The 23,346-nt window shown below is 67.5% G+C and carries 20 protein-coding genes; 13 read left to right on the forward strand and 7 right to left on the reverse strand.

Annotation, left to right across the window (positions count from 1 at the left end):
- Positions 1 to 5: 5 nt before the first annotated feature.
- Both ACFHPP_RS24070 and ACFHPP_RS24075 read right to left on the reverse strand, forming a co-directional pair.
- Positions 6 to 1,640 (reverse strand): hydantoinase B/oxoprolinase family protein, encoded by a 1,635-nt coding sequence (locus ACFHPP_RS24070; protein ID WP_437165781.1) that lies wholly within the window; start codon positions 1,638 to 1,640, stop codon positions 6 to 8.
- Positions 1,637 to 3,733, reverse strand: coding sequence for a hydantoinase/oxoprolinase family protein (locus tag ACFHPP_RS24075; RefSeq protein WP_437165782.1), 2,097 nt, complete (start codon positions 3,731 to 3,733; stop codon positions 1,637 to 1,639). Before ACFHPP_RS24075 ends, ACFHPP_RS24070 begins: the two co-directional genes overlap by 4 nt.
- Before the next feature lie 235 nt (positions 3,734 to 3,968).
- Between ACFHPP_RS24075 and ACFHPP_RS24080 the strand changes: the two genes are divergently transcribed.
- The 3 genes from ACFHPP_RS24080 (at position 3,969) to ACFHPP_RS24090 (ending at position 7,000) form a co-directional block, all read left to right on the forward strand.
- Positions 3,969 to 5,027, forward strand: coding sequence for a TRAP transporter substrate-binding protein (locus tag ACFHPP_RS24080; RefSeq protein WP_437165804.1), 1,059 nt, complete (start codon positions 3,969 to 3,971; stop codon positions 5,025 to 5,027).
- A gap of 90 nt (positions 5,028 to 5,117) precedes the next feature.
- Positions 5,118 to 5,711, forward strand: coding sequence for a TRAP transporter small permease subunit (locus ACFHPP_RS24085; RefSeq protein ID WP_437165783.1), 594 nt, complete (start codon positions 5,118 to 5,120; stop codon positions 5,709 to 5,711).
- The gene (locus tag ACFHPP_RS24090) at positions 5,708 to 7,000 is read left to right on the forward strand and encodes a TRAP transporter large permease (protein WP_437165784.1); all 1,293 of its coding nucleotides are present in this window, start codon (positions 5,708 to 5,710) and stop codon (positions 6,998 to 7,000) included. The genes ACFHPP_RS24085 and ACFHPP_RS24090 overlap by 4 nt, the downstream gene beginning before the upstream one ends.
- A gap of 194 nt (positions 7,001 to 7,194) precedes the next feature.
- On the opposite strand, the gene ACFHPP_RS24095 is transcribed toward ACFHPP_RS24090, so the two are convergent.
- Both ACFHPP_RS24095 and ACFHPP_RS24100 read right to left on the reverse strand, forming a co-directional pair.
- Positions 7,195 to 9,285: a hydantoinase/oxoprolinase family protein gene (locus ACFHPP_RS24095; protein WP_437165785.1), complete on the reverse strand. Its 2,091-nt coding sequence runs from the start codon at positions 9,283 to 9,285 to the stop codon at positions 7,195 to 7,197.
- Between the two features lie 5 nt (positions 9,286 to 9,290).
- Positions 9,291 to 11,084, reverse strand: coding sequence for a hydantoinase B/oxoprolinase family protein (locus ACFHPP_RS24100; protein WP_437165786.1), 1,794 nt, complete (start codon positions 11,082 to 11,084; stop codon positions 9,291 to 9,293).
- A gap of 696 nt (positions 11,085 to 11,780) precedes the next feature.
- On the opposite strand from ACFHPP_RS24100, the gene ACFHPP_RS24105 reads away from it, so the two are divergent.
- The 7 genes from ACFHPP_RS24105 (at position 11,781) to ACFHPP_RS24135 (ending at position 16,083) form a co-directional block, all read left to right on the forward strand.
- Positions 11,781 to 12,287 carry a Bug family tripartite tricarboxylate transporter substrate binding protein gene (locus ACFHPP_RS24105; protein WP_437165787.1) on the forward strand — a complete coding sequence of 169 codons (507 nt, stop codon included), beginning with the start codon at positions 11,781 to 11,783 and terminating at the stop codon, positions 12,285 to 12,287.
- A 68-nt stretch (positions 12,288 to 12,355) separates the two neighbouring features.
- A complete protein-coding gene (locus tag ACFHPP_RS24110) occupies positions 12,356 to 12,613 on the forward strand; it encodes a hypothetical protein (RefSeq protein WP_437165788.1) in 258 nt (85 codons plus the stop codon).
- Between the two features lie 383 nt (positions 12,614 to 12,996).
- Positions 12,997 to 13,749, forward strand: coding sequence for a DUF3489 domain-containing protein (locus ACFHPP_RS24115; RefSeq protein ID WP_437165789.1), 753 nt, complete (start codon positions 12,997 to 12,999; stop codon positions 13,747 to 13,749).
- Complete coding sequence (locus tag ACFHPP_RS24120) at positions 13,749 to 14,447, forward strand: recombinase family protein (RefSeq protein ID WP_437165790.1); 699 nt, start codon at positions 13,749 to 13,751, stop codon at positions 14,445 to 14,447. The genes ACFHPP_RS24115 and ACFHPP_RS24120 overlap by 1 nt, the downstream gene beginning before the upstream one ends.
- A gap of 146 nt (positions 14,448 to 14,593) precedes the next feature.
- Positions 14,594 to 14,902, forward strand: coding sequence for a hypothetical protein (locus ACFHPP_RS24125; protein WP_437165791.1), 309 nt, complete (start codon positions 14,594 to 14,596; stop codon positions 14,900 to 14,902).
- 421 nt (positions 14,903 to 15,323) lie between these two features.
- The gene (locus ACFHPP_RS24130; protein ID WP_437165792.1) at positions 15,324 to 15,581 is read left to right on the forward strand and encodes a hypothetical protein; all 258 of its coding nucleotides are present in this window, start codon (positions 15,324 to 15,326) and stop codon (positions 15,579 to 15,581) included.
- A 64-nt stretch (positions 15,582 to 15,645) separates the two neighbouring features.
- A complete protein-coding gene (locus ACFHPP_RS24135) occupies positions 15,646 to 16,083 on the forward strand; it encodes a recombinase family protein (RefSeq protein ID WP_437165805.1) in 438 nt (145 codons plus the stop codon).
- Between the two features lie 547 nt (positions 16,084 to 16,630).
- On the opposite strand, the gene ACFHPP_RS24140 is transcribed toward ACFHPP_RS24135, so the two are convergent.
- The 3 genes from ACFHPP_RS24140 to ACFHPP_RS24150 form a co-directional block, all read right to left on the reverse strand.
- A complete protein-coding gene (locus tag ACFHPP_RS24140) occupies positions 16,631 to 17,101 on the reverse strand; it encodes a response regulator (protein WP_437165793.1) in 471 nt (156 codons plus the stop codon).
- A 474-nt stretch (positions 17,102 to 17,575) separates the two neighbouring features.
- Positions 17,576 to 19,519 carry an elongation factor G gene (locus tag ACFHPP_RS24145; protein WP_437165794.1) on the reverse strand — a complete coding sequence of 648 codons (1,944 nt, stop codon included), beginning with the start codon at positions 19,517 to 19,519 and terminating at the stop codon, positions 17,576 to 17,578.
- Between the two features lie 58 nt (positions 19,520 to 19,577).
- Complete coding sequence (locus tag ACFHPP_RS24150) at positions 19,578 to 19,763, reverse strand: hypothetical protein (protein ID WP_437165795.1); 186 nt, start codon at positions 19,761 to 19,763, stop codon at positions 19,578 to 19,580.
- Between the two features lie 17 nt (positions 19,764 to 19,780).
- On the opposite strand from ACFHPP_RS24150, the gene ACFHPP_RS24155 reads away from it, so the two are divergent.
- From ACFHPP_RS24155 to ACFHPP_RS24165, 3 genes are all read left to right on the forward strand, one after another.
- Positions 19,781 to 21,034 (forward strand): recombinase family protein, encoded by a 1,254-nt coding sequence (locus tag ACFHPP_RS24155; protein WP_437165796.1) that lies wholly within the window; start codon positions 19,781 to 19,783, stop codon positions 21,032 to 21,034.
- Positions 21,031 to 21,492, forward strand: a complete 462-nt coding sequence (locus ACFHPP_RS24160) for a hypothetical protein (protein ID WP_437165797.1) — start codon at positions 21,031 to 21,033, stop codon at positions 21,490 to 21,492. The genes ACFHPP_RS24155 and ACFHPP_RS24160 overlap by 4 nt, the downstream gene beginning before the upstream one ends.
- Positions 21,493 to 21,645: 153 nt before the next feature.
- The gene (locus ACFHPP_RS24165) at positions 21,646 to 23,175 is read left to right on the forward strand and encodes a hypothetical protein (RefSeq protein WP_437165798.1); all 1,530 of its coding nucleotides are present in this window, start codon (positions 21,646 to 21,648) and stop codon (positions 23,173 to 23,175) included.
- Positions 23,176 to 23,346: the final 171 nt, after the last annotated feature.

Consider the following 23,346-nt stretch of genomic DNA (forward strand, 5'->3'; position numbering starts at 1 on the left):
CCCGCTCAGCCCGTGACGTAGCCGAGCGCGCGGTCGCGCGTATCAGCCTCGGTGTCGCGGCGCGCAGGATCGCCGAAGCCGCCGCCGCCCGAGGTCTCCAGCCGCACGATATCGCCGCGGCGAAGCTGCACGCCGTCGCTCTTCGGCGGGATTGGTGTCTCCTCGCCCCCGCGGATGCGTAACAGGCGGCCGAGGCTGCCGGGCCTACCGCCGGCCAGGCCATAGGGCGGGAAGTGAAACCGATCCATATTGGCGGTAAACACGCAGGCAGGGCTCTCGACGCGCCATTCCCGCACCAGTCCGAGCCCGCCGCGATGCTCGCCCGCGCCGCCGGAGTCGGGCAGCAGCCCGTAGCGCGTGATGGAGAGCGGCATTTGGCTCTCGATCATCTCGACCGGGATGTTGGCATTGTTGTGCATGCCGAAGGACCAAGCGTTAACGCCATCCTTGGCCGGGTGCGCGCCGGTGCCGCCGATCTCGATCTCCACCAGCACCTCACGATGGCCATCCTCGCCGATGGTCTGGAAGGTGACGACGTAGCTGCCCCCGTAATAGGCGGCGGGGATGCGGTCGGGCAGCGGCTGGTGCAGCGCGCCGAACAGCACATTGGCCAGCCGGTGCGTCACCGCGACACGATGCGCGACGGAAGCGGGCGGGCGGCAGCTTGTCACGCTGCCCTCGCGGTGGATGATTCGGATCGGGCGGTAGCAGCCGGCATTCGCCTGCACGGCGCCGTCGGTCGCGGCGATGATGGCGTAGTAGGCGGCGCAGTCGGACATCGCCGGCGTGCAGTTTACCGGACCGCGCTGCTGGTCGGCGCAGCCGGTGAGGTCCACCTCGATCTCATCGTCCGCGATGGTCAGGCGCGCATGCAGCCGCACCTTCTCGCCGGAGACGCCGTCCTCATCGAGGAAGTCCTCGAATTCGTAGGTGCCGTCGGGCATGGCGCGGATGGCGGCTCGCATCGCCGCCTCGCTCATGTCAAGGATGCGGGCGCACGCCTCAAGCATCACATCGGCACCGTGCCGCAGGGCGAGTCGGCGGATGGAGGCGGCGCCGACCTCGAGGCTCGCGAGCTGGCTTTGCAGGTCACCGAGCATCAGCGCGGGCTTGCGGACATTCTGGCCGATCATCGCCCAGACCGCCTCGTTCAGCTTGCCGTCCTCGATCAGCTTCAGCGGCGGGATTCGCAACCCTTCCTGGAACACCTCGGTCGCCGTCGCGGCGTAACTGCCAGGCGCCATGCCGCCCATGTCAATATGGTGGCAAAGCGCGCCGACATAGGCGATGCGCCGGCCTTCATGGAACACTGGCTTAAATACCAGCACGTCGTTCAGATGCTGCGCGCCGCAATAGGGATCGTTGGTGGCAACAATGTCCTCCGGCCCCCAGCGCTCCGCATCCACGAACCTGGCGAGCAGCGTGCGCAGTGCCGCGCCCATCGAGTTCAGGTGCTGCGGGATGCGCGCGGACTGCGCGACGTTGTTGCCCTCGGCGTCGAACACGGCGGTGGAATAGTCCAGCAGCTCGCGCACGATGGTGCTGCGGCTGGTGCGCCAGATCGTCACGTCCATCTCCGCCGCGGCCGCCGTCAGCGCGTTGCGGATGACCTCGATTTCGACCGGTCCGAGGCTGCTCATGCCATTCCTCCCTCCGCTGCCGCGCCGCCTTTGTGCGAGGCGATCAACGCGCCGCCGGTGCCGAGCGTCGCGGTCCAGCCGCGGCCGATCCAGTGTGTAGCGAAAGGTTCCTCCACCACAGCCGGCCCATCGATGCGGTCCTTGGAGCCGAGCGCGTCGCGGTCCCAGACCGGCAGCTCGCGCCAGGCTCCGCCCTCGAAGACGCGGCGCGTGCCCTTGCGGGCGGGGCGCGTGGCGGGCTGGGTCTCTGCCACGCGCGGCTTGGGCAGGCTGCCGGTGGCAAGGGCGCGCAGCGTCACGATCTCCACCGGATCGCCGGGATTGGCGTAGCTGAAGCGCTGGCGGTGCATGGCGTGGAAGGCCTTCACCAGCCGTTCCAGCGCCGCCGTATTGGGCGTGGCGATCTCGCCCCAGGGCACCAGCAGTTCGAAGGCCTGGCCCTGGTAGCGCATGTCCGCCGCAAGCTCGATGCGGCGCTCCGCCGGCGGGATGCCGTCGCGCGCCAGCCGCGCATCGGCCTCCGCGCTGAGCGAGGCCACCGATTCCACGATTGCGGGTAGCGAGGCAGGCTCCGCATGGCAGAGGCGGGAGCGCGCGAGGTCCTGCGCCAGGTCGGAGAACAGGATGCCATAGGCAGAGAGCGTGCCGGGATCGCGCGGGAAAACGACATTGGAGATGCCGATTTCGGCCGCCACGTCGGTCGCGTGCAGCCCGCCCGCGCCGCCGAAGGAGAGCAGCGCAAATTCGCGCGGGTCCAGCCCTTTTTCGAACAAGGAAAGACGAATCGCCGCCCCGAGGCTGGCATTGGTGACGGTCAGCACGCCTTCCGCGGCACGCTCGACCGAAAGGCCGAGCGGCGTGCCAACTCGCGCCTCGATCGCGGCGCGGGTGGCGGGCATGTCCAGCTTCATCATGCCGCCGAGGAAAAAGTCGGGATCAAGCCGCCCGAGGGCAAGATTGGCATCCGTCACCGTCGGCTCCGTCCCGCCGCGGCCATAGGCGACGGGGCCGGGCTTTGCCGCTGCGCTGCGCGGCCCGACGGTGAGCCGCCCGCCCGCATCCACCGCGGCGATCGAGCCGCCACCCGCGCCGATGGTCCGCATATCCACCATCGGAAGGCGCACCGGCAGCCGGTCGATCTCACCCTGCGTCACCACGGAGACGCGCCCGTCCTGCACCACGGAGACATCGAAGGAGGTGCCCCCCATGTCCACCGCAACCAGGTTCGGCCGTGCCAGCATCTGCGCCAGCCGACCCGCTGCAAGGGCGCCGCCGGATGGACCGGAAAGCAGCAGCCGCGCCGGTTGTTCCGCGGCGGTGCGCAGGCTGCAGACGCCGCCATTCGACTGAACAAGAAAAATGAGCGGGCGGAACCCACCCTCGCCGAGCCGCCGCTCCAGCCGGTCGAGATAAATCTGCACGACCGGGAGCAGCAGCGCGTTCAGCACCGTGGTCGAGGTACGCTCGTATTCGCGGATCTCCGGGCTGACGTCGCAGGAAAGCGAGACAGGCACCTGCGGCCGCGCCGCCGCCAGCAGCGCGCCCAGGCGCCGTTCGTGCGCGGGACTGGCGTGGCTGTTGAGCAGCGCGACGGCAACGCACTCCGCGTCGAGCGCGTCGATCCGTGCCAGCAGCGCGGGTAGCGCGGCCTCGTCGAGCGGCTGCTCGGCCGTGCCGTCGGCGCGCATCCGCTCCGCCACGCCGAGACGCCGGTCGCGCGGGATCAGCGTAGGGAAGGGATCTGGTGCCAGACCGTAGATGTCGCGCCGCACATGGCGGTTGATCTCCAGCACGTCCTCGAAGCCGGCGGTGGTCAGCAGCACGCCGCGCGCCAGCCGGCGCTCCAGCACCGCGTTGGTCGCGATGGTCGTGCCGTGCAGCAGCAGGCCGATATCGGCGAGAGCGAAGCCGAAGCGCTCCGTCGCCTCACGCAATCCCGTCGTGAGGCCGAGTGAGGGATCGTCCGGCGTGGTCGGCGTCTTCCATGCGTGCACGGCGCCGGTGCGGGCGTCGAACACCTGCAGATCGGTGAAGGTGCCACCGATGTCCACTGCGACCCGCACGGGGCGGGGCGGCTCAATGTCGCTTTGCAACGCGTGCTCCCACGCTAGGAGATGGCGAGTAAAATATCATGCTGCCATGTGGGGCGCTTGACCAGGGGTGCCGCGCGGGTTTGCCGGATAAGCGGCGCATCGCACAGGGACCAATCTCGCTGCTTGCATGGCGACCTTCGCCAGTGCCAACATTCGGAGCGGTCCGGACGCCTCGCGCGGAACGGTACCGCCAGGGCAGGACGAATCAATAACGGGAAGGAGAATCAAGGTGAAGATGCGCAAGCTACTCGGCGCCGCGCTCGCGGTGCTCCTTCCGGCTGTCATGGGTAGCGCGGTGGCGCAGGATCTGCCGCGGCTGCAGTTCAAGGCGATCGGCCTGAACAGCCCGACCGTCGCCTCGACGGTGAACGAGGTTCCCTTCTGGCGGGAGACGATCCCGCGCGCCTCGAATGGCGCCATCACGGTGGACATCACGCCGCTCGACCAAATGGGCATCGACGACCGCACCATGCTGCGCCTGCTGCGGCTCGGCGTCATGGACTTCGCCGGCATGGACATCTCAAAGATGGCTGGCGACGATGCGCGCTTCGAGGGCTGCGACCTGGCCGGGGTGACACTCGACATCGATCGCGCACGTGAAGCCTGCAACGCCTGGCGGCCGATCATCGACCGGCAAATGCAGCGGAATTGGAATGCCAAGCTGCTCGCCTTCGGCGGCAATCCGCCGCAGGTGTTCTGGTGCCGCAGCGTGCTCGGCGGTCTCGAGGATCTGCGTGGCAAGCGAATCCGCGTGTTCAACAACACGATGCGCGACTTCCTGCAGGGTGTGAATGCCACCGCCATCAGCATGGCCTTCGCCGAGGTCGTGCCCGCGCTCAACAACGGAGTGGTGGACTGCGCCGTCACGGGCAGCCTGTCGGGCAACACGGCGGGATGGACGGAGGTGTCGCGCTCCATCTATCCGATGTCGCTCGGCTGGAGCATCAATGTACTGGCGGTGAACATCAACACCTGGAACCGCCTGGACCAGCGCACGCAAACCTTCCTCCTGGAGCAGGTCAAGACCTATGAGGACGGGATGTGGGCTACGCTGCGGCAGGGCACCGACCAGGCCGACAACTGCAACACCGGCCGGCAGCCCTGCACGATGGGGCGGCCCGCCAACATGACCATCGTGCCCGTGCGGCCGGAGGAGGAGACGCAGCGCCGGCAACTCGTCGAGGGTGCGGTGCTGGCCAACTGGGCACGGCGCTGCGGCGCCGAGTGCACGCGGGAATGGAACGACACGGTCGGCCGTACGCTCGGCCTGACCGCCCCGGTGCCTGGCCGCTGAAGCCCGGCCGCTGAAGCGCGACGCGCTGACCGGGCCCGGCTTGAATACCGGGCCCGTCTGTTTCTGCAAACCCGTTCCTCCGGAAGGCGCATGCGACAACTCCTCGCAGCCTCACAGGGCGTAGCCCGCGCCGGACTCTGGTTCGGCGGTGCGCTCATCCTTCTCTCTGCCTGCCTGATCGGCGTGGACGTGACGATACGCAAGCTGTTCGCCGTCTCGGTCGGCGGCGCCGACGAGATTGCCGGCTACGCACTGGCCATCGGAACGAGCTGGGCGCTGGCCGCGGCGCTGCTTGACCGCGCCCATATCCGGATCGACAGCGTCTACATGCTGCTGCCGTCGCGGCTTCGCGTCGCGCTCGACTTTTTAGGGCTCGCGCTGTTCATCGGCTTCTTCGCGCTGGTGGGTTGGCATGGCATCGGTGTGCTGCAGCAATCCTGGGTCTCGGGCTCGCGCAGCCAGTCCGAACTCGAGACGCCGCTGATTCTGCCACAGGCGATCTGGCTCATTGGCCTCGGTACCTTCGTCGTGATCGGGGTGGTTCTGCTGCTTGCCGCGATCGGGCGCCTGTTTGCCGGCGACCGGGCCGGAACCGGGCGCCTCATCGGCACCCGCTCCGCACAGGAGGAGGTGGAGGAAGAAATGCGCGCGGCAGCGGCACGCAAGGCGGCGGAAGGCCTATGATTGCCACGACCCTCATCGTCCTGCTCGGGCTGCTTGCGCTGGCCGTCCCGGTCGCCGCGGCGCTCGGCATGCTTGGCTTGGTTCTGGAGCAAATTTATGGGCGCTTCCCGCTCTCGCTCGCGATGGGTGAACTGGCATGGTCCACGTCCAACTCCTTCCTCCTGGTCGCGATCCCCTTCTTCGTGCTGCTTGGCGAGATCCTCCTGCGTTCAGGCATCGCGGAGCGGATGTATTCTGCCCTTGTACAGTGGATGCCCTGGCTGCCGGGCGGGCTGATGCATTCGAACATCGTTGCCTGCGGGCTGTTCGCAGCAACCTCCGGCTCCTCGGTCGCCACCGCGGCGACGATCGGCACCGTGGCGCTCGGCGAGGTCGAGCGGCGCGGCTACAATGAACGGCTCTTCCTCGGTACCATTGCGGCGGGTGGCACGCTCGGCATCCTCATCCCTCCCTCGATCAACATGATTGTCTATGGCGTGCTGACGGAAACCTCCATCCCGCAGCTCTACCTGGCGGGGCTGCTGCCTGGCATCGTGCTGACGGTACTGTTCAGCCTGACGGTGATGGTGGCGTGCCTGCTGCGGCCGGACCTCGACGGCACGCGGGTGCCGACAAGCTGGGAAGGACGCCTGCGATCCCTGCCGGATCTCCTGCCGCCGCTGTTCATTTTCGCCGCGGTCATCGGCTCGATCTATGCCGGCCTTGCCACGGCTACGGAATCTGCGGCGCTTGGCGTGATCGCCGCAATGGCGGTGGCGGCCTGGCACCGGCGGCTGACGCTGGAGGTGCTGCGCGCCGCGCTCGAAGGCACCATGCGGACGACGGCGATGATCATGGCCATCCTGATCGCCGCCTACTTCCTGAACTTTGTGATGACGTCGATCGGGCTGACCGCCCAGGTGAACCGCTCCATTACCTCACTCGGCCTGTCACCCTTCGAGCTGCTGCTGGTGGTGATCGCTTTCTACATCGTTCTGGGCATGTTCATGGAGACGCTCTCCATGATGGTGGCGACGGTGCCGATCATCGCGCCCGTCCTTATCACCGCGGGCTTCGACCCAGTCTGGGTCGGTATCCTCATCATTCTGCTGATGGAGACGGCGATGATCACGCCGCCGGTCGGCATCAACCTGTACGTCGTGCAGGGGCTTCGCAAGCGCGGCCGCATCGACGACGTGATGATTGGCGTCTCGCCCTTCGTGCTGACGCTCGTGCTGATGATCGCGGTGCTGGTTGTCTGGCCGGACCTCGCGCTCTGGCTGCCGCGCAGCGCCGCCACCGCGGGCTGATATTGTTTCCCATTGATCGCGACCCGCGCCCGCCGAAGGCGGGCGAGCGCCCGGTCACGGCGCTGCCGTGACGCGCCGCTGCATATGGCGCGAAGCCAAGGCCGCGGATTCGGGCGTCTGAGGCGGTTGGAGCTATAGCTCCAACCGGTCACGATCCGCGGGATTTGGTATGACGGAGGGCGGCGGCCCGCCCGCTACGGCTTGTCGAGCAGGATGTTGCGCGTGTCATCGAGGCTGGCGCGCCAGTCTGGCAGCACCAGGCAGGTGGCATCGTATTCCTCGACGATGAGCGGCCCGGTCTGCGGTGCGGCGAGGTCGGCGCGGCGGATCACCGGCGCCTCCACCCAGCCCTCCTCCGGCCCCAGGAAGATGTGGCGTGGCGCCGGTGCCGCGGCCTCCACGCGGCTCGGCACGCCACCGAGCGGCTGGGCCTCGCCGGCCCGGATCCCCTGGCCGATCACCTGGATGGAGACGAGCTCGACCGGCTCTTCCACGCCGGCACGGTGGCCATAGGTCCGCTCATGCTCCTGCCCGAACGCCTCCTCAAGCGCGCGCAGGGCGTCGGCCGTGATCGGGCCGTCAGGCAGCGGCACGGTCAGATCGAAGCTCTGGCCGTGATAGTGCAATGCGGCTGCACGGCGAAGCCGAGCTTCCGCACCGGTGAAACCCTCCGCCGCAAGCTGGTCGAGCGCCTGGCTGGACAGCGCGTTCAGGGCTGCGTTGAACTCAGCCAAATCCAGCCGGCGCGTCTGCCGGCGGAGACTGCGCGAAAAATGGTGCTCAACATCCGCGTAGAGCAGCCCGAAGGCCGAGAACAGGCCGGGCGCGGGCGGCACCATCACCCGCCGCATGCCCAGCGCTTCCGCCATGCGGCAGGCAAAGAGCGGCCCGTTGCCGCCGAAGGAGAACAGGGCGAAGTCCCGCGGATCGCGTCCACGTTCCGAGGAGACGGCGCGGATCGCGCGGATCATGTTGGAGACCGCGATGAGATGCGCGCCATGCGCAGCGCGCGCGAGTTCCAGTCCGAGCGGCCGCGCGACCTTCGCCTCGAAGGCGGCGCGCGCGCTTTCAGCGTTCAATCGCACGGCACCGCCGACCAGATGCCCGGGGTTCAGGTAGCCGAGGATCACGTTGGCATCGGTGACCGTCGGCTCGGTCCCGCCCATGTCGTAGCAGACCGGGCCGGGTGAGGCGCCGGCGCTCTCCGGTCCCACCTGCAGCGAGCCGCCGGCGTCGATCCGCACGAGTGAACCGCCGCCAGCGCCGACCTCGGCCAGGTCGATCGCCGGCACCTTCAGCAGGTAGCCCGCCCCGGTCAGCAGGCGCGAACCCATCATGATGCCGCCGCCCACCGAGTATTCGGTGGCGCGCGTGACCTCGCCACGCTCGACCGTCGCGGCCTTGGCCGTGGTCCCGCCCATGTCGAAGGTGATGACGTCGGGCAGCCCCTTCGCACGGGCCAGCGCCTGCGCGCCGACCACGCCGGCCGCCGGGCCGGACTCGACGATATGCATAGGCTTCGCCACCGCGGCCTCGGTGGTCATCAGCCCACCATTGGATTGCATCAGCAGCAGCCGCGCCGGCACACCCGCGCGATCCAGCCCGCCACGCAGCGAGCGTAGGTAGCGCGCGACGATCGGCATGATGTAGGCGTTGATGACGGTCGTCGAAGTCCTCTCATACTCCTTGATTTCCGGCAGGACGTCGGCGGAAACCGAAAGCGGCAGGTCCGGCGCCAGGTCGCGGATGATCGCCGCAATCGCGTGCTCATGCGCCGGGTTGGCGTAGGAGTTGAGCAGGCAGACGGCGATCGCCTCCACCCCCTCGTACAGCAGCGCCTGGACAACGCGCGCGGCCTCGTCTTCATCGAGGGGCCGCTCGATGCGACCTTGTGCGTCCACGCGCTCATCTACCACGCGGCGGAGGTGGCGCTCGACCAGCGGCGCCGGCTTTTCCCAGGCGATGTCGTAGAGGCGGGGCATGCGCAGCGTGCGGATCTCCAGCACGTCACGAAAGCCCTTGGTGGTGATCAGACCGGTGCGCGCGCCCTTCTGTTCGAGGATCGCGTTCGAGGCGACAGTCGTGCCGTGGCGAATCTCCTCGATCGCCTCGCCGGTTACGCCGGTCTCCGCGAACAGCTCGGCCAGGCCTACGACAATAGCGCGCGCATAGTCGTCCACGCTGGAGGAAATCTTCTTGGTGTGGATCGTGCCGTTGGAACCGAACAGCACGATGTCGGTGAAGGTGCCGCCGATGTCCACGCCGACGCGCCAGGTTACGGTCATGGCGTTCACTCCGCGGCCTCGGCGGGCAGCGGATCCGTCCTCTGCACCTTGGGTGTCTCAACCCAGGCACGGCGCTGGCGCAGCTCCGCGCGCAGACGCTCGGTCGCCGCCGCATCCACCGTCCAGGCGGCGGTGTCCAGCAGCACGCCGTAATCGGCGCGCGCCCGCTCGGGTGAGAGGAATTCGTTGCGCACGTCCTTCAACACCTTCGCCGGGTCGCGTTCCAGCGGATCGCCCCAGCCGCCGCCGCCCGCGAGCACATGGCGGAACACCACGCCACGCTGGATGTTCGTCGTGATCTTGGAGGGCACGAGGCGGTTTTCCCCCTCGGGATCCATGCGATTCTCGGAAGGCGCGCCAGGGCTGCCGCCATAGAGTCCGAAGGGGCGATGCACGCGCCGGTCGGAGCGGACCTGCAGCACGCCTTCCTCCTCCGTGAAGCGGTAGTCTCGCCGGAAAGGCACGCCGCCGCGGAATCGCCCCGCGCCAGCGCGATCCGGGACGAATTCGTAGGTCAGCAATTGGATCGGCTGCTCCGCCTCGGTCACCTCTATCGAATGGGAGGCCATGTTCGCCATCATGTGGCTGTTGCCGTCCAAGCCATCCGCCCAGGGCCGCGCGCCCCAGGCGCCGCAGGTAAAGTCCACATAGATGAAAGGAGAGCGGTCCGCATGGTAGCCGCCGATCGAGATGCCCGTGTTGCCGCCATCGCCCGCCGCAAAGACCTTGTCCGGCAGCATCATGGCGAGCGCGCCGAAGATGCAGTCCGCCATGCGGAAGCCGGTGAGCCCCCGCGCGGCGCAGGCCGCGGGTAGCACGCCGTTGCCGACCGTCCCGGGCGGGCAGATCACCTCGATGGCGCGGAACACGCCTTCGTTGTTCGGAATGCCTGGCGGCAGCACCGATCTGACACCGGTATAGGACGCGGCCTTGGTGAAGGACAGCGTGTTATTGATCGCGCCCTTCACCTGCGGATTGGTGCCCGTCCAATCCACCACCATGTGCGCGCCGGTCTTGCGGATCGTGACAAAAAGGCGGATCGGCTTGCCGTAGTCCACGCCGTCGTCGTCGATCCAGTCCTCGAAGGACCACTCACCGTCGGGCAGATCTGCCAGTGCGGCGCGGGTCAGGCGCTCGGCGTAGTCGATCACGTCCTGCATGTAGTCCTTCACCGTCTCCGCGCCGTAGCGGGCGACAAGGTCCGCGAATTGGCGCTCCGCGATGTGACAGGCGGCGAGCTGGGCACGCAGGTCGCCGAACAGGCGGACGGGCAGGCGGACATTGCGCTCGATGATCGCCATGATGGCCTCATTGCGCCGTCCCGCCTCATACAGTTTCAGCGGTGGAATGCGCAGACCCTCGGCATAGATCTCGGTGGAGTCCGAGGCGTTGGACCCAGCAACGCGGCCGCCGACATCAGTGTGGTGGCAGATCGTGGCGGCGAACGCCAGTCGCTCCCCTGCGTGGTAGAGCGGCTTGAAGATGAAGATGTCGGGCAGGTGCATCCCGCCCTCGAAGGGATCGTTCATGATGAACACGTCGCCTTCGCGGATGTCCTCGCCATAGCGGCGCATCACCGCTTCCAGCGCGGTCGGGATGGAGCCGAGATGCCCCGGCAGCGTCAGCCCTTGCGCGACCAGCCGCCCCTCTGCATCCGCGAAAGCCGTCGAATAGTCCATGTTGTCCTTAAGAACGCCCGAATAGGTCGTGCGGAACACCGTCAGCGCCATCTCGTCAGCAATGGAGAAGATGGCGTTCTTGAACAGCTCGAATGTGATCGGATCCCGCGCCAGTGCCATGGTCGTCCGGTGCTCCATGTCTCGGATGAACGGGACCTGTTGCTCCCGACTTCCGTGTCGAGCGTAGATCGCTGCCGTCGAGGCTGGCAATAGCGGGGGTGCGCCCGCGCTGCGGGCCCGTACCGCGCCGCCGTCGTCTCCGCGCCGCGCAGCACCGCCCGTGCGCGCCCGAGCTCATCAAGCGAGGGTATTCCACCGTGCGGCCGTAGAACATCACACGTGTGGTGCCGCTGGAGTACGCTGCGGCGTGCGCCGCAGCTCGACTGCCGGCGGGCTTCGCCAACGCTCAGGGCAGGACGGTCTGATCCATCTCAGCCGAACAGCGTCTGCTGCCGTTCGGGCAGCCGGAGGCGCTTGTTCTGATAGATGCAGAACTCCGCATCGCGCTGCTCCCACGGCACGCGGCCGGCGGTCAATTCGGTGTGGCAGGGCTTCTAGATCAGCCAGGTACGCGCGCCATTCGGCTGGGTGTTGGCGTAGAAGTGGTCAACTCGGCGAAGGGCAAGCGGACGCGATCCTCCGTCACTACCTCGGCGACGTTGCAGCAGGGGCACCGCCTGCCCACGACCAATGTGTCCTCGACGTGCTCGCGCATGGTCGCCTCGCCGATGGCACGCCGTCCCACGCGCGCTACATGCTTGAGGTAGGCAACATCCTCGGCAATTGTCTCGACGCGCGATGCCACGCAATGATCGCATGACCCTGGCTGGTGAAGCGAACGGCCAAAGGGGCGACGAGCTGCTGGCGCGTGAAGCCGGAATCCGGCTGGTGCAGGCCGAGTATCGCGGCGGCGGCCCGGCGATGAATGACGTACTGGCAGGCCATGTGCATCTTGGCGTGTTCAGCCTGGGCTCGGTGACGCAGCACTTCGCGGCTGGCACGCCGCGCCCACTCGCCGTCCTGTCTGCGCAGCGGTCGTCTGCGGCTCCCGACGTGCCAACCACAGCGGAAGAGGGTCTGCCAAGTGTGATCAACGCGCTACGCTTCCTGGTGCTGGCACCTGCCGCAACGCCGCGGGAGGCGATCGCCGCGCTGCACGCCGCGACGCTGGAAAGCTTACGCGATGCAGGGCTGCGCGAGCAGTTGACGCGTGCAGGCTTCGAGATCACGCCGAACTCCCCGGAGGAAGCGGCCGCCATGCTTCGCGCGGAGGACGACCGGTGGGCACCGATCCTGCCGGCGCTGAACCTGAACCTAGGGTAAGCCGGATGAGCAGGCTAGATATTCGGGGCGACGCGCGCCGAGTGGTCCAGGCGGTGAAGGCTGGCGGCGTGGCAATCATCCCAATGGACGTGGGCTATGCCGTGGCGGATGAGGTGGTGGATTGCGGCCTGCAGAAGTTTCACCGCTACCGGCGGTCGTCTACCATAATCGACTTCCGCACCATGGAGGTGGTGCGCATTGGGTCCTGCTACGAGGTAATCGCGGAAGTGCTGCAGCGACATTTCGGGGTGGAGCTACCGCCAGACCCGGGGTTGGAAGCGCTTCCCTCCGGACATCTCAGGGAGGCGCAGCGGAGCTACAACTGAACAAATAGGCGAGGCCGTTGGTGCGGAGTCGGCGGTATCAGCGAAAGGCTGGCATCGGCCGCCTCCCCGGGGACCAAGTCGAACGCTTGTGCCCGCATCGGCCTCAACTGCGCGGCGGTCGCCACAGACGAGGAATGTGGGCACGCACGCGTACCGCGGATACGTTCACCAGCAGGCTATTTTTTGTGACTCATCAGGGAGGGTCTCGCACCCTCCATCACATCCACAACACCGTCCCGGCCGATCATGAGGAATTCCTGCAGAAGCCACTTGGCTTTGGTCGGATTCAGAGCAAGCGTTGGTCACGCCCCGACCGGCGCCAGTCGGCGGGGCGCCTGGTGGTAGGGCCCGATCCTCGGCGCCCGATGCCGGAGACCACCACCATGACGCTGACCGACACCCAGTCCCAGATCCTGCGCCAGGCCGCGGAGCACGAAGCGGGACTGGCCTCTCTGCCGAAGATCCCTGCGGCGGCGTGCAACGCCGTGTTCCGCAGCATGCTGAGGGGCGGGCTTCTCGCCGAGGTGCGGGCGCCGGCGGAGCATTTCGGGTTTGGATGGCGACAGGACGAGGCGAGCGTGTGGATCGCGCTACGCATCACCGACAAGGGCCTGGCCTCTATCGGCCTAGATCCCGCTGGCTCGGCGCGGGTACTGACTGCCGGCGACACCCAGGCGGCCATAATCTCCGACAGCCCGCCCCTGAGCCTCGAGGCGGCCTCCGCACCGCCGGATGCACCTTCAGGTCGGCTCAACCTGCGCGCTGCCGCCACCGCTGTGGTCACCGCCTGGGAGGCATCGCAGCCAATCGAGGCACCGCTGGCGTCCCTGCGGGCGATCCTCGCCAGCCGGCCGGCCGGCGCACCGCGAGCAGCCAGCACTCCCCGCAGGCCGCGCGAGGGCACCAAGCAGGCCGCGGTGCTGGCCCTGCTTCGCCGGCCGGAGGGCGCGACCGTGGCGCAGGTGGTGGAGGCGACCGGCTGGGCGCCGCACACGGTGCGCGGGTTCTTCGCCGGCCTCCGCGCCCGGCACGGCATCGAGGTCGCGGTACTGGAGCGGGTGCGGCAGGTCGGACCGAATCAGACCGGCGCCAAGGGCAGCTACAGCGTCTACCAGATCGCTTTGGTGGCCGGCTGATGCACGCCACGCAGCACAGCGCCTCCCGCCTGGCGGTTGGCCTCTACCGGGTCTCAACCGCCGAGCAGGGCCACAGCGGTCTGGGCCTGGAGGCGCAGCAGGCCAGCGTGCGGTCCTTCGTAGCGGCGCAGGGCTGGACGCTGGTGGCCGAATTCTCCGACATCGCCAGCGGCAAGGACGACCGCCGACCGGGCTTCCAGGCGGCGCTGGCGCGGTGCCGGCAGCTGGGGGCGGTGCTGGTGGCGGCGCGGCTCGACCGGATCACCCGACGCGCGCACACGCTGTCGCAGCTGCTGGAGGATGGCACGGCGATCCGCGCAGCCGACATGCCGGGCGCGGATGAGCTGATGCTGCGGATCTACGCGGCCATGGCGCAGAAGGAGCGGGAGCTGATCAGCGAGCGAACCCGGGCGGCGCTGGCGGCGGCGAAGGCCCGCGGGACGGTGCTGGGCGGTGACCGGGGCTACCGGCCTGCAACGGGACCGGACAGCGGCGGGGCGGCCGCGGCACGGCGGCTGGCGGCTGATCAGGCAGCCCATCGGCTGGTGCTCGTGTTGGAGCATCTGCGCGCGGAGGGCGTCAGGGGTCACGCCTCGCTAGCGCGTGCGCTGAACGTGCGCGGGGTGCTGCCCCCTGCGGGCCGCGGTGCTTGGACACATACCACGGTGGCACGAGTGCTGGAGCGGCTTCGAGCATAGCGTCGGTGCTGGAAGGGGCCGCCTCGACTGCCGGCTCAAAGCGTCTGGCGCATCGTGCTGGTTCGTACTCGTCCGATGCCGAGGGCTTGTTCCAACGGTCCGGCCGGGAAGGGTATGTCTGGCGCGGACGAGACACGGAGGCCGCCATGTTCATCGCTCGCTTCTCTTACGACGTGCTACCCGCGGATCGCCCAAAGGCGCTTGAGTTCGTCCGACATGAGGTACAGGCGGCTCGCGCTGATGGGCTCGATGCACGGATGCTGATCCCGCTGACACGTGGTCACGGAGGTCCTGCCCTGGTTTTCGAGGTCACGCTGACGAGTTTGGACCAGCTCCAGGGGGTCAGGCACAGGGGCGGCGGATCAGCCGAGGCGACCGAAGATTGGATGCGCGGCTTCAGCGAAATCCTCCGCTCTCCACCTGAGGTCGAGATCCTGCGGGTGGAGGTGAGCTAGGCCCAGCTTGCCGGCCGCGACAGCCGGTAAGGCCCACGAGCTGTCGCGGAGCGGCCCCCCGGGGCGGCGCTGGCGGCGGCCAAGGCGCGGAGGGCGCTGCTGGGCGGCAGTCGGGGCTATCGCCCGTCGGCAGGCCCTGACGCCGCAGTGGCAGCGCAGGCGCGCCCGGAGGCAGCGTCGCGGGCAACGCATCGGTTGGTGCTGGAGGCGAAGCGGTTGCGGGTCCAGGCATCGGTGGGCATGCGGCAATGGCGCGGGCGCCGAATGAGCGCGGGGTGCCGACACCACTGGGCCGCGGCGCTTGGGCGCACACAACTGTTGCTCGCGCGGTGGCGCAAATCGGCGGGTTCTAGGGCAACCCCAACCTGACGGACGGCTGAAGGCGGAGCTATCGTGCCGCACCCCATTTCGAGGCCGCCCCATGGAAGAGGATTACAGGATCATCCACTCACCGCTGGAGCAGCGGGTCACGCAGGGCAACATCAGCGTTGAGGTCCTGATCTATCGCGGCGAGGAGGACACGGGCTGGATCCTCGAAGTCGTCGATCACCTCGGCGGTTCGACGATCTGGGACGATCAGTTCGCCACTGACAAGGCCGCCCTCGAGGAGGCGCTCTCGACAATTGAGGCAGAGGGGCTTGCCAGCTTCGCTGCAGCGCAAGGGCGCACAATGCACTGACGCGCGCGGCGGCTCGGGGTGCTGGCAACTCGGGGCGGTGCTGGTGGTGTAGCGGCTCGACCGGATCACACGGCAGGCGCACACGCTGTCGCAGCTGCTGGAGGATGGGGTGTCGATCCGCGCGGCTGACATGCCGGGCGATGACGAGCTTATGCTGCGGATCTACGCGACGATGGCGCAAGAGGAGCGGGAGCTGATCAGCGAGCGAACCTGCGCCGCGCTGGCGGCGGCGAAGGCCCGCGGGGCGGTGCTGGGCGGCGACCGGGGCTACAGGCCTGCAGTGGGGCCCGACAGTGGCGCCGCGGCCCTGGCGCGCCGAGAGGCCGCGATTCAGGCAGCGCATTGGCTGGTGCTGGAGGTGGAGCACCTACGCGCGCTAGGTGTCGCTGGGCAGGCGGCGTTGACGCGGGCGCTGAATGAGCGGGGTGTGCCGGCGCCCCCGGACACAGGAACTTGGACGCATACGATCGTCGCGTGGGTAATGGCACGACCTATCGCATGAGCGCGCCAGCATAACGCCGGCACCGGCGCGCTATTTTGGTGAGCGCCTGAGCGGCTTGGCGCCGTCCAGCCCATCCAGGGGATCATCGTCTGACGGCGGAACAGCCGTAATCCTGCCGCCCCGCGCGTGGAACTCCGCAACCAGGCGTGCCGCCTGTTCCTCAGTCGGCTTGCCGCCTGCCGCTCTGGCACGGGCAATCTGAGCCGCTATGGCCTGCGACTGACGAAAGCGCTCCCGATATGCATCTGCGCGCGCCGAAGCTACTGGCGTAGCGGTCTTCGTCTCGGCGCCTGAGGGCTCCTGGCTACTGTCGCTGCCGGTAGAGTCGCCGTTGATATCCATTCAGTCCGAGTATCAGCCAGTTGACATCGCATCCACCAGCCAGACCGTCACATGGCCGTCAGCACCAACCCTTCCCCGCCGATCAACGACAGGTGCCGACGCCTCGAGTAAGCGGGGCGTGGACCCACACGATGTTGGCGGGGCCCTACCCATGCAGGTGAGGGGCAGGCCCTCGCAAAGCAACAGCGCCCTCTGCCTGAGCACGCTACATGCACAGGCTAGCTCGCGCTGACAGTTCCGTCGCTTGGTGTCGCGTCGCGTGCAAGATGCGGGTCGGCAGCCCGACTTCGCGCACCGCTGCAACAAGTGCGTAGGCCGTGAACGGCTTCGCCACGACGCAGTCTCGTGCGCTGAGCGGCCGGCCAACCAGGCATTCCGGGTTGCCTGTCGCATAAACGACCGGTAGCCCAGGAAGCCGCCGTCGGCAGGCACGGGCGACTGCCAGGCCGTTAGGCCCTGGGCCGAGATTGTAGTCGGTGACCAGTAGGTCCGGTTGCCACCCGCTGTCGTTGTCGAGGATGGCGGTCACCTCATCCGCGTCGCTGGCGTCCCTGCAGTCAAAGCCGGCTTCCTCGAGCAGATCACGGACCAAAATTCGAATCAGTTCATCATCTTCGACAATCAGTACGCGCATGAAATTCCCCCACTCTTTTTGAAGCCTCGCCGAGGCCTTCATTCGGCATGCGAGAAGAATGCGCTAAACCATTACGAACTATTATCACCAAAGCGTGACAAGGCCAGGATGTCGCTTGCTTGGACCAGCCTGTGTCGTTTGAGCAACAAAACGCCGCGTCTGCGCTTCGCCTTTGCTATGCAGAAATGGCGCAGCAAGAGCGGGAATTGATCAGCGAGCGGACGCGGGTGGCGCTGGGCGGCTCGGGCGCGTGGGGCGGTGCAGGGCGGCGACCGGGGCTACCGGCCCGTGGCTGGTCCGAATGGTGCCGCGGCTGCCGAAGCAGGGCGCCTGGTGGCTGAGCAGGCGGCACATCGACTGTCGAATTTGGCACTCTCGTTACCCAGCAGCTTTCGTCAAACGGCGTCCGCCCTGGTCTGACACGTCAGCGGTCGCGGGTAACGTAACGGCGCCTTCATTCTGCTGATGCCGGCCGCGATCGAGCTGGCGCGGCTTGGCGATTCATTCATCGAGCTATTAGCAACGCCGCGCCTCCGCGAGATGATCGAAGCGGCGAGTATAGGTTCCGAGCCCCTGTGTTTGTGAGCGCAGTTCCACGATAAAGCCAACAAGCTCCGCGGCCGGTAGCAGCGCTTGAACATCGTCCCAGCCCGCCCAACCCGGCCGTGCAACATATCCTAGAACTTGTCCACGTCGCCCCGTCAGCAACCGCTGGGCCGCCGGGGTGCAACTGGCTGGTACACTGACCGTCACTTCATCGATCGGCTCCAACAGCACTGGCGCTGCTTTCGCCAACCCCTCTAGCATCGCCATGCGGGTCGCCGTCGCAAAGGCCATCTCGCTGCTGTCGACGGCATGGAAGGCGCCATCGAGCAGCGTCACCGAGATGTCGACCACGGGGTGGCCCAGCGGACCTTTATGCGTCGCCTCTTGCGCCGCCTGCGCGATTGCTGGAACAAAGCGCTTCGGCACAGCACCCCCTACAACTTTTTCATCAAAGTGGAATCCGGCCCCACGTGGCCGTGGCGCAATCTGCAATTTGACGTCAGCAAACTGCCCATGTCCGCCGGTCTGGCGTTTGAGTCGCGTGCTCTGGACTACAGAGTGTCCAATGGTCTCGCGGAATGCAATTGGTGCAGGGCCGGTCTGCAGCTTGACGCCTGCCGCTCTCGCCAAGCGGTCAAGCGCAGTGCGCACGTGGATCTCGCCCTGGCCCGAAAGGATAGTCGTGCCGCTCTGTGGGTCTTGGCTGACGCCTAAGGCGGGGTCCTCCTCAGTTAGCCGCTGTAACGCCACCGAAAGACGCACCTCGTCCTTGCGGTCGTCCGGTATGATCGCAATCGCATGCTGCGATGGCGGCGGCGCAGGAAACGGAAGAGCTGGCCCACCTAATGTGGCTCCCGTTTGGACGCCCTCCAGTCGCCCAACCGCTACAAGGTCGCCCATCTGAGCTTGCGGGACTTTGTGTGCCTCTCCGCGGGGAAACTGGCTTATTGGACCGATCCGAAGACCATCCAGCGCGCTCCCCTCCTTCAGCAAGCCTCGCCACACGCGCACGAACGAAAGACGCCCAGCGTGCCCGGTATGCAGCGTGCGAAAGACTTGTGCGAGTGGAGCACCGTCCGCAGCAATGCCTTTGCGGGCGGCGGTTTCGGCTGGCGCGGGAACATCGTGTCTCAAGGCTTTCCAGAGTCGCTGGACGCCGCCTCGATATTCGGCGGCGCCAAGTAGCACGCTGACCACGGCCCCGCTTGCCTCACCGCTGTGTAGCGGGCGGTAAAGGTCAATCGGCATCAGCGGAGCATTCTCGACAACCTTCTCGAGAAGCGCGTCATCTTGATCGGCCAGCACGTCAAGCAGTGCATCGCGAGCTTCGGCCTCTCGCGCCTGCATCCCCTCTGGAAGGTCTATGCGCTCGGACGGAGCACCGGACCGATAGCGATATGCGCGCCGACTGATGATATCAACGTAGCCAATGATGTCGCCACCTTCGCGGATCGGCACCTGCCGCAGCACCAACCTTCGTCTTGTCTGCGCCTGGAGTGCGGCAAGGGTATCGCGTATCGCTCCTGCAGATGCATCGAGCTTATTGATGAAGATCAGCGTTGGTGTGCCGGTCTCTTCAAGATTGCGAAACAGGGGACCAAGGGTTACGGCGCGCTCTGGGGCGGGAGTGCAGACAACGACGGCCAGATCAACGACGGCGAGCGCGCATTGAACATCGTAGGTGAATTCGACCGAGCCAGGGCAGTCGAGGATGGCCCAGGTGTCGTGAAGCAGGCTACCGTGGCCGAGCCGAAACTCGGTTTCCAGGCCGGCCGATGAGGGGCGCCTAAGTGGGGTGTCAGTGGTTGCGTCTAATAAGGCGTAAAAAAGCGTAGTTTTGCCGCCTCCCTGTGGACCAATTAGCGCAAAGGAGCGGGCCGAGGCCAGGGGTCCGTTGCAGACGATCTTGGACACTTGAGTGCGCCTTTCCTGGTTGGCCTCCCTTCTAGCGCCGTCGGGACTCTCTTAGTCTCTACGGATGCGTGATCGCCTTCGGTACCGACACGCCGAAGGCCGTGCCCGTGTATCCGTGCCCAAGCTCTGGGTGCATTCCTGGATCATTCACTTGGCCGCAAATGAAACACGTCGCCGTGGTGCCAGCAGATGCCGAACCGGGCTGTTCACCACCGATCAACGGTCGATGGTCGGTGTTGAACATGCGCTACAGCCTCAGGCATGGCCTTCAACAGCCTGGACGCGCAGCGCGACGCGGCGGAGGCCTACATCGCCAGCCAGCGTGCCGAGGGCTGGGTGCTGGTGCGGGACCGCTACGACGATGGCGGCGTCTCCGGTGGCACGCTGGAGCGGCCGGCGCTGCGGCGCCTGCTGACGGACATCGAGCAGGGCATGGTCGATGTGGTGGTGGTCTACAAGATCGACCGCCTGTCCCGGGCGCTGATGGACTTCGCCAAGCTGGTGGAGGTGTTCGACGCCCACAGCGTGACCTTCGTCTCGGTCACGCAGTCGTTCAACACGACCACCAGTATGGGCCGGCTGATGCTGAACATCCTGCTCTCCTTTGCGCAGTTCGAGCGCGAGGTGATCGGCGAGCGGATCCGCGACAAGGTGGCGGCATCCCGGGCGCGGGGGATTTGGATGGGAGGCTATGTCCCGCTTGGCTATGACGCGCGGGACCGAAAGCTAGTGGTGAACCAGGCTGAGGCGGCGCTGGTGATGCGGGTCTTCCAGGGCTTCGCTCAGCTTGGATCCGGCAAGGCGCTGATCCAGGCACTGCGGGAGGAGCGTGTCACCACCAAGCACGGCCGGACCTTCGGCCGCGGCGACATCTACAAGCTTCTCAACAATCGCACCTACCTCGGCGAGGCGGTGCACAAGGGGAAGTCCTACCCGGGCGAGCACGCAGCCATCATCCCTCAGGCGCTGTGGGATGAGGCACATGCGCTGATGGTGGAGAGCCCGAGGGCGCGCGCCAACGCCAGCCGGTCGCAGACGGCGGCGCTGCTGCGGGGGCTGATCTTCGGCAGCGACGGCCGGGCGATGTCGCCGACCCACACCCGCAAGTCCGGCGGGCGGCTCTACCGCTACTATGTCAGTCAGGCCGTACTGAAGGGTTGCGCGGCAGATGGGCCGCCGATCGCGCGCCTGTCGGCCGATCAGGTCGAGGGGGCGGTGGTGGCGCAGGTGAGGGCGCTGCTTCGCCAGCCGGAGGTGGTGTTGGGGACATGGCAGGCGGCGCGGGCCTCGGCACCGGATCTGGCCGAGGATGAGGTGCGGCTGGCGCTGGAGCGGCTGGACCCGCTGTGGGACGAGCTTTTCCCGGCGGAGCAGGCGCGGATCGTGCGGCTGCTGGTGGACCGGGTGGATGTCGGTCCCGCCGGCGCTGACGTCCGGCTGCGGCTGGATGGGCTGGCGAGCCTGGTGCGGGACCTGGCGACGGGGCAGGGCGCTGAGGTGCAGGTGGCGGCATGAGCAGCACGGCGCAGATGCTGACGGTGCGGGTGCCGCTGGTCATCCACAAGCGCGGCGGGCGCAAGATGGTGCTGGCGCCGGACGGCGCGCCGTGGGCGTCGCCGCATGTGCCGAGGATCAACAGCACGCTGGTGAAGGCGGTGGCGCGGGCGTTTCGCTGGCGCCGCCTGCTGGAGAGCGGGCGCTACGCCACGATCAAGGAGATGGCGGCGGCGGAGCGGATGCCGGAGTCCTATATCTGCCGCGTGTTGCGGCTGACGCTGCTGGCGCCCGACATTATCGAGGCGATCTTGGACGGGCGGCAGGCGGAGGGGATAACCCTGCCGGAGCTGATGGCGCCGTTCCCGGTGGAGTGGGAGAGGCAGCGTGGTGCCACATCGCCTGGATCAGTCGGGCTCGGATCGAACGGATGGCACGTTGGAACGCCGAAGGCGGCGATGCGCGAGGCGACCAGGTAATGTAGCTTCTTGGCGTGGGGCCGCGCTTCCGGCGGCTGACTGGAAGAGGACAACAAGGTGACACCGCGAGGTGCGATCCTGCAGATTGCGAAGATGGTCGGTCAGGACATGGCCCGGGGAACGCTAAGCCGCGGAGCCTTGGATGCCGGCCCGATGCTGGCCCAAGCCGGAGCCACGCCAGGCCTCGTTGCCTGCTTGGTTTCCGAAGCCAGCAAGAAACGGCCGGCGGACCGAGTTGTCGAAGCTTGCTGTTTCCTGCTGGAAGCGGCGCTCACTGACTTACGCATCGCTGGCAATGGCGGGGACACCGCGGCACGCGAAGGTCTTGCGGAGGCTTTCCGAGCGGTGGAGACGGCGGTCACGGCCAGTAGTCTTGCCCCGAGCGTGCTCATGCAGATCGCGCGGGTCTTTGCGCAGGCGGGGCTCGACCCTGGGCCTGCGCTGCAGGATGCAACGATCTCGAGCATTGAGGCGGGCTTGTCCCACGACCCGACGCCGCCGGCGCGCGGCGAACTGGCGGGACATCTGGCGCCGCTTGCGGAGGCGCTTGGTCAGGACCCCTTCGCCGTCCACGCAGAACTGGCCGCCACTGGTGCGGCATTTCCGTCCGAGCATCGCGCAGCCATGGCTGCGGAACTTGCCACGTCAACGATCCCCGCTGTGCGCGACGCAGCGCTCGGCTTCCTGCTGGATGCCGATCCCGCGCCAGGCTTCGCGGTGCTGGAGGTGCTGGTCGCACAGGCGCGCCGCAACCCCGTGCCGAGCCTCCTGGTCGAACGACTCATCAGCCTTCGCCCGTGGTTGCCGCCGGCGCGCCAAGCCAAGCTGGACGCCACGATCCGCGGCCTGCGCACCAACACGGCTGCACCTGTGCCCGCGCCACGCATTGAAGTTACCAGGCTGCTTGCATCCTTGTGCGACGGGGCGGGGGCGCAAAGCCTGTTCGCCTTGCTCAAGATCGGACGCCGCTTCGCCCTGGCCTCCGTGCTCATCAAGGTGGATGTGGGCGTGGCGGATGCCTGGGTTCGCGACGACATGCTGAAGCGCGAGGCCGACGGCATCATCGCCGAGATCACGGGCGCGACGGAAGCGGTCACGGTGCCGATCAGCTTCGTCCAGGCTCGGCTTGCCGACGCACTGGCGATCAATCTCTCGCAGCGAACCCTTCCGCCATTTGGCCTGCTGCAGGTGACCGAGGCGCTTGGGCTGGGCCTGCTGCAGCCGGCCGCGATCTCGCCAATGGCTCTAGCAGCCCAGCTGCTCGCTGGCCTGCCACCTGACCAGACCGGACTTGATGCGGCGAGCGCTGCGCATGCGGACGCCGCGGATTGGCGCGAGCTGTTCGAGACCGTGGGCTCCTGGTTCGAAGCCGGAGAGGCGGTTGAGGCCCTGCTTCGGCCAATCCCATCGCGCAGCAAGCGGATCGAGGCGGTGCTGACGCGGCATTTGCCGGGCCGCCGCCTCTTCTGGGCCGAGCGCTGCGCCTGGATGGCGGCGACGTTACAGGGTAGCGCCGCCGACGATGGCGAGGAGTGGCTGAACTTCGCCCTGGTCGCCCGCGACCTCGCCAGCGGAGAGCCTTTGTCCGACGTTGCATTGTTCGACGTCATCGCAGAGGCGACGGTTGACGCCTTCGCTGCAAGCACACCCAGGCGGCGGCAAGCGGGGCGGAGGGACCGCTGAAGCTGGAGGACCGGCCGTCCTGGCGCAGGCGATCACGTCCTTCGTGCACTACGTCACCTGGCACTGGAAGCGGGCGCTCGGGCGCCGTAGCCAAAAGGGCCACGTGACCTGGACACGGATGGCGCCGATCGCAGCGCGGTGGCTGCCGCCCGCCAGGGTCCAGCACCCGTA

It is taken from the genome of Falsiroseomonas sp. E2-1-a20, from assembly GCF_051433195.1.
In the GTDB taxonomy this organism is placed as follows: Bacteria; Pseudomonadota; Alphaproteobacteria; order Acetobacterales; family Acetobacteraceae; genus Falsiroseomonas.

Coding starts and splice junctions, on each gene's coding strand:
- ACFHPP_RS24070 (WP_437165781.1), bottom strand. CDS start 1,640: ATGAGCAGCCTCGGACCGGTCGAAATCGAGGTCATCCGCAACGCGCTG.
- ACFHPP_RS24080 (WP_437165804.1), top strand. CDS start 3,969: ATGCGCAAGCTACTCGGCGCCGCGCTCGCGGTGCTCCTTCCGGCTGTC.
- ACFHPP_RS24085 (WP_437165783.1), top strand. CDS start 5,118: ATGCGACAACTCCTCGCAGCCTCACAGGGCGTAGCCCGCGCCGGACTC.
- ACFHPP_RS24090 (WP_437165784.1), top strand. CDS start 5,708: ATGATTGCCACGACCCTCATCGTCCTGCTCGGGCTGCTTGCGCTGGCC.
- ACFHPP_RS24095 (WP_437165785.1), bottom strand. CDS start 9,285: ATGACCGTAACCTGGCGCGTCGGCGTGGACATCGGCGGCACCTTCACC.
- ACFHPP_RS24100 (WP_437165786.1), bottom strand. CDS start 11,084: ATGGCACTGGCGCGGGATCCGATCACATTCGAGCTGTTCAAGAACGCC.
- ACFHPP_RS24105 (WP_437165787.1), top strand. CDS start 11,781: ATGACCCTGGCTGGTGAAGCGAACGGCCAAAGGGGCGACGAGCTGCTG.
- ACFHPP_RS24115 (WP_437165789.1), top strand. CDS start 12,997: ATGACGCTGACCGACACCCAGTCCCAGATCCTGCGCCAGGCCGCGGAG.
- ACFHPP_RS24120 (WP_437165790.1), top strand. CDS start 13,749: ATGCACGCCACGCAGCACAGCGCCTCCCGCCTGGCGGTTGGCCTCTAC.
- ACFHPP_RS24125 (WP_437165791.1), top strand. CDS start 14,594: ATGTTCATCGCTCGCTTCTCTTACGACGTGCTACCCGCGGATCGCCCA.
- ACFHPP_RS24130 (WP_437165792.1), top strand. CDS start 15,324: ATGGAAGAGGATTACAGGATCATCCACTCACCGCTGGAGCAGCGGGTC.
- ACFHPP_RS24140 (WP_437165793.1), bottom strand. CDS start 17,101: ATGAAGGCCTCGGCGAGGCTTCAAAAAGAGTGGGGGAATTTCATGCGC.
- ACFHPP_RS24150 (WP_437165795.1), bottom strand. CDS start 19,763: ATGTTCAACACCGACCATCGACCGTTGATCGGTGGTGAACAGCCCGGT.
- ACFHPP_RS24155 (WP_437165796.1), top strand. CDS start 19,781: ATGGCCTTCAACAGCCTGGACGCGCAGCGCGACGCGGCGGAGGCCTAC.
- ACFHPP_RS24160 (WP_437165797.1), top strand. CDS start 21,031: ATGAGCAGCACGGCGCAGATGCTGACGGTGCGGGTGCCGCTGGTCATC.
- ACFHPP_RS24165 (WP_437165798.1), top strand. CDS start 21,646: ATGCTGGCCCAAGCCGGAGCCACGCCAGGCCTCGTTGCCTGCTTGGTT.